This is a genomic window from Desulfobacterales bacterium (assembly GCA_029211065.1).
GTDB lineage: Bacteria > Desulfobacterota > Desulfobacteria > Desulfobacterales > JARGFK01 > JARGFK01.
Map to the genome: position 1 here is coordinate 1 of JARGFK010000202.1, position 3950 is coordinate 3950.

The 3950-nt window shown below is 53.6% G+C and carries 4 protein-coding genes; 3 read left to right on the plus strand and 1 reads right to left on the minus strand.

Annotated elements, in window-relative coordinates:
- The 3 genes from P1P89_22545 to P1P89_22555 form a co-directional block, all read left to right on the plus strand.
- Window positions 1-311: heterodisulfide reductase-related iron-sulfur binding cluster (locus P1P89_22545; protein ID MDF1594301.1), on the plus strand; the 311-nt coding region annotated here is incomplete at its 5' end.
- A 102-nt stretch (window positions 312-413) separates the two neighbouring features.
- On the plus strand, window positions 414-1082 hold the full coding sequence (locus tag P1P89_22550) for a methylenetetrahydrofolate reductase C-terminal domain-containing protein (protein MDF1594302.1): 669 nt from the start codon (window positions 414-416) through the stop codon (window positions 1080-1082).
- A 184-nt stretch (window positions 1083-1266) separates the two neighbouring features.
- Window positions 1267-2193, plus strand: a complete 927-nt coding sequence (locus P1P89_22555) for a methylenetetrahydrofolate reductase (GenBank protein ID MDF1594303.1) — start codon at window positions 1267-1269, stop codon at window positions 2191-2193.
- Between the two features lie 130 nt (window positions 2194-2323).
- Here the strand turns inward: P1P89_22555 and P1P89_22560 are convergent, their stop codons facing one another.
- Window positions 2324-3817 carry a DUF438 domain-containing protein gene (locus P1P89_22560; GenBank protein ID MDF1594304.1) on the minus strand — a complete coding sequence of 498 codons (1494 nt, stop codon included), beginning with the start codon at window positions 3815-3817 and terminating at the stop codon, window positions 2324-2326.
- Window positions 3818-3950 lie beyond the last annotated feature (133 nt).

The window sequence follows — 3950 nt, forward strand, 5'->3', positions numbered from 1 at the left end:
AGACCAAACTGGACTGCTGCGGGTCGCCCCTGCTGGGGGTTGACGACGAGCTGTCGCTGGATCTGACCCAAAAAAAAATAACGGATGCCAAAGCATCCGGCGCCGACTATCTTTGCAGCGCCTGCGTCTATTGTCAGCTCCAGTTTGACCGGGTGCAAAAGATGCTGCTCTCCCGGCGCAATGAGGCCCAACCCCTGCCCTCGATCCTTTACACCCAGCTCCTGGGGCTGAGTCTTGGAATCGATGAAGCTGAACTGGGGATCAGCCGGAACGAGTTGGACGCAAAAGATATCATAAATTTTCTGGCGTAGCTGCGCCATTGAAACAAACACATAGAAAAATACAGGATCACCTTCGGGTAAAACAGCCGAAACCGGCTTCTTGTTGTATGAAATCATGGTACGGGAGGGAAAATGATAGTTGCCAAGCGAAAGCCCTTTGATGAAATAAAAGAATTGCTCAAGAGCTATAAAAAAGTCCTGAATGTGGGTTGCGGCACCTGCGTGGCGGTCTGCCTGGTGGGCGGCGAAAAAGAGGTGGCGGTTTTAAGCGCAGAAATCGAAATGGCCCGCAAGCTGGATGATAACCCCATCCAGATAGACGGCTATACGGTCGAGCGCCAGTGCGACCGGGAATACCTGGCCGAGCTGGATGAAATGGTTGAAAAATATGACGCGCTGATTTCCATGGCCTGCGGGGTCGGCATCCAGTTCCTGGCGGAACGATTCCCGGATAAGCCGGTATTGCCGGCGGTGGACACCTCGGGTCTGGCGGTCAACCAGGCGGCCGGCTGGTATGAAGAGCGCTGCCGTTCCTGCAGCAGCTGCGTCCTTGGATGGACCGGCGGCATCTGCCCGGTGACCATGTGCGCCAAAGGACTTTACAATGGTCCCTGCGGCGGGACCAATAAGGGGAGCTGTGAAATCCATAAAGACCAGCCCTGCGCCTGGTACAAGATTTACGAGCGCCTGTTGCGCCAGAACCGGCTTGAAAACCTGATGCGGGTTCATCCGGCCAACGATTGGAAGGACCAGACGCCCCGGACACTGATTCAGCCCGGCTACAAAAAACCTGAGAATTAATTAGAAGCCATTTCAAAATCTCGGATCAGGTCTGAGAGCAAGGCGCAAGCCGATGAAAAAGCGCAGCAACCATGGTAGGTTGTGAGCATTTTGAAGAGGCTTGTAACGCAGTTATCAGGCCTCAGATGGGATTTTGAATTGGTTTCTATAACACCTATAACTGCAACGTTTTGAGGGAATGAATATGAAAGCAGGAAGCAATCTGGAAAAAGTTTTGACGGCCGGTCATTTTGCATTTACCGGTGAGTTGGGTCCCCCCCGGGGCACCGACGCTGAAGAAGTCCGAAAAAAAGCGGCGTTTCTCAAAGGCAACGTGGATGCGGTCAACATCACCGACAATCAGACCGCCGTGGTGCGCATGGCCAGCTGGGCCGCCTGCATCATCCTGATCCAGGAGGGGCTCGAACCCAATTTTCAGATGGTCTGCCGCGACCGCAACCGCCTGGCCATGCAGGCGGACATCCTGGGAGCCTATGCCCACGGCATCCGCAACATGCTCTGCCTTTCCGGGGACCACTGCCAGTTCGGCGACCACCCCCAGGCCAGAGGCGTGTTTGACATCGACTCCATGCAGCTCATCAGCATGGTCAAGAAAATGCGGGACGAAGGAAAATTTCTGGGAGGGGCCGACCTGGAGCACCCCCCCCAAATATTCATCGGCGCTGCCGCCAATCCCTTTGCCGACCCATTTGAATGGCGCGTTCACCGCCTGGCCAAGAAAATAAACGCCGGGGTGGACTTTATTCAAACCCAGTGCATCTACAACATGGAAAAGTTCCGTAAATATATCCAGCAGGCCAATGACATGGGGCTGACCGAAAAAGCGTATATCCTTGCCGGGGTCACCCCCATGAAGAGCGTCGGCATGGCCAAGTACATGAAAAACCGGGTGCCGGGAATGGATGTGCCCGATGACATCATCGCCCGCCTCCAGGGCGTTGCCAAAGACCAGCAGGCTGAAGAAGGCATCAAGATCGCCCTTGAGCAGATTGAAGAATTCAAGGAGATGAAAGGCGTGGCCGGCGTCCACCTCATGGCCATTGAATGGGAGCACAAGGTCCCGGAGATCGCCGAACGGGCCAAGGTCCTGCCGCGTCCCACGGTGGAGTGATACGGTCTGAAAATACGCTTTCGCTAAAAAGGCCCGGGGGTAAAACCCCGGGCTTTTTTTGTTTTACACAATAAGCTAAATATTGCTCGACAAAATAAGCTAATATTGATCAAAAATTAAAATCGATTCCCTATTCCCAATCCAGCAATCGGTTTTCACCTTCCAGCCGGCGGATTTCCGTCAGGTCCTGGCTGACCTCCAGCGTGCCTTTATAGGTGCCTTTTTTGTCTCGCACCGCAAAGTAGCGGATGTATATGAACCGGTTCTTCAATTCGATCCAGAATTCGGCTTTGTCCCTGGCGCCGGATTTGAAGGAATCAAGGATTTTATTGACCACATGTACGCTCTTTGGGGGATGACAGTTTCGCACCTCTCGACCGATGATGGCCGGGCTTCTCGGAAAAATCCGTTCAGGTCCCTCGGAATAAAATGCCACCCGGTCGTCAGCGTCCACAAACGTCAGATCCACCGGCAGGTGGGTCAGCATGAGATTGATCTGATCCAGTGTCATCCGGCCGGTATCAATGCCTAAGAATCCGGCAATATCTTTCGTTGCATCCAGTGGTCCGGCCGGGGAAGTCTCGGGAACCTCCTTTATTTCACCCGGCCAACCGCTATCCGGGGCCACCCACGCAAAACCGATGTCGGCCTCGCCTTCTTTTACCTTGATCCATTCATTTTGGGAAAGCATGTCGAGACTGGTGGGGTAGAGGATGTGTTCCTCTTTGTAGATCATATCCCGCATCGCTTTGATGGCCTCGTTGAGGGAACTTGCGGTCGCTTCCGGATCGGCTTTGACAAATGCTTCCCGGGCTTTTTTAAGACTGGCGCGAATATCGTCATGAATCGACCACATGACCTGGGACGGACCGGTAAAATGATGGGCCTCCAGCATGGGGAAAAGCTGATTTTCCTTGCGGATATAGTGAATGTCTATTTCGGACAATCGCTGGATCATGTCGCCCAGCTCCTTCTTCAGTTCTTTGAATTTCTCCATATTGGGCGGCTGCCCCAGCCGGCCGATGATCATGCTGGCTTCGCTCATGATCTTCTCCGAAGCCCGGTTTTCTTTCATGAAGGTGTGGATCGGATGGCCCGGCGGCGGCTGCGGCCGATCCTGCTCTTCCAGGGCCTCCCGGAAAATCTCCACATGAACGTCGCACAGGCGCCGGATTTCTTCCGGGGGAAGGCCCTCATCCATCAGCGCCTGCTCCATCTTGGCCACCTCGGGCGCCGCCACCCCTTGAATCAACCCTTTGAACTTCTGTTTCAGAACCTCGACATCTTCGCCGGCATGCAGGTCCTTGATAATGCCCTTGAGAATCTCCTGCCGCTGATGGGAATCCATGGGAGGCGCATCTGAAACTGCAGAACCCGGCCCACTGACGGCGACGGCCTTACCGGTTTGTTTCTCAATCTCGGCGGCAATGGACGACATCAGGATTTTTAGGTCAATGCCGCTGTGAGTAGCGATCCGGCTTAAGGTGGCGATCTTGCCGACGGTCTTGCGCATGACCGGATTTTTGAGGTTTTCGAACATGGGCGACTGGGTAATCAGGAAATCCAACAAAAAAGGGTATTGATTCAACAAGTCATCGATCTTGGTTTTTTCGGTCAGTTCCATGGTTAAATCTCCTTCATCAAGGTTAACCTGTTGTTTTCGAACTTTATACATTTAGACACTAGTGTCTCGTCAACCATCAATTGTCGGATAGAGGCGGCGTAGTTTTATCCTGGCATCCTCGGCAGTGAATTGC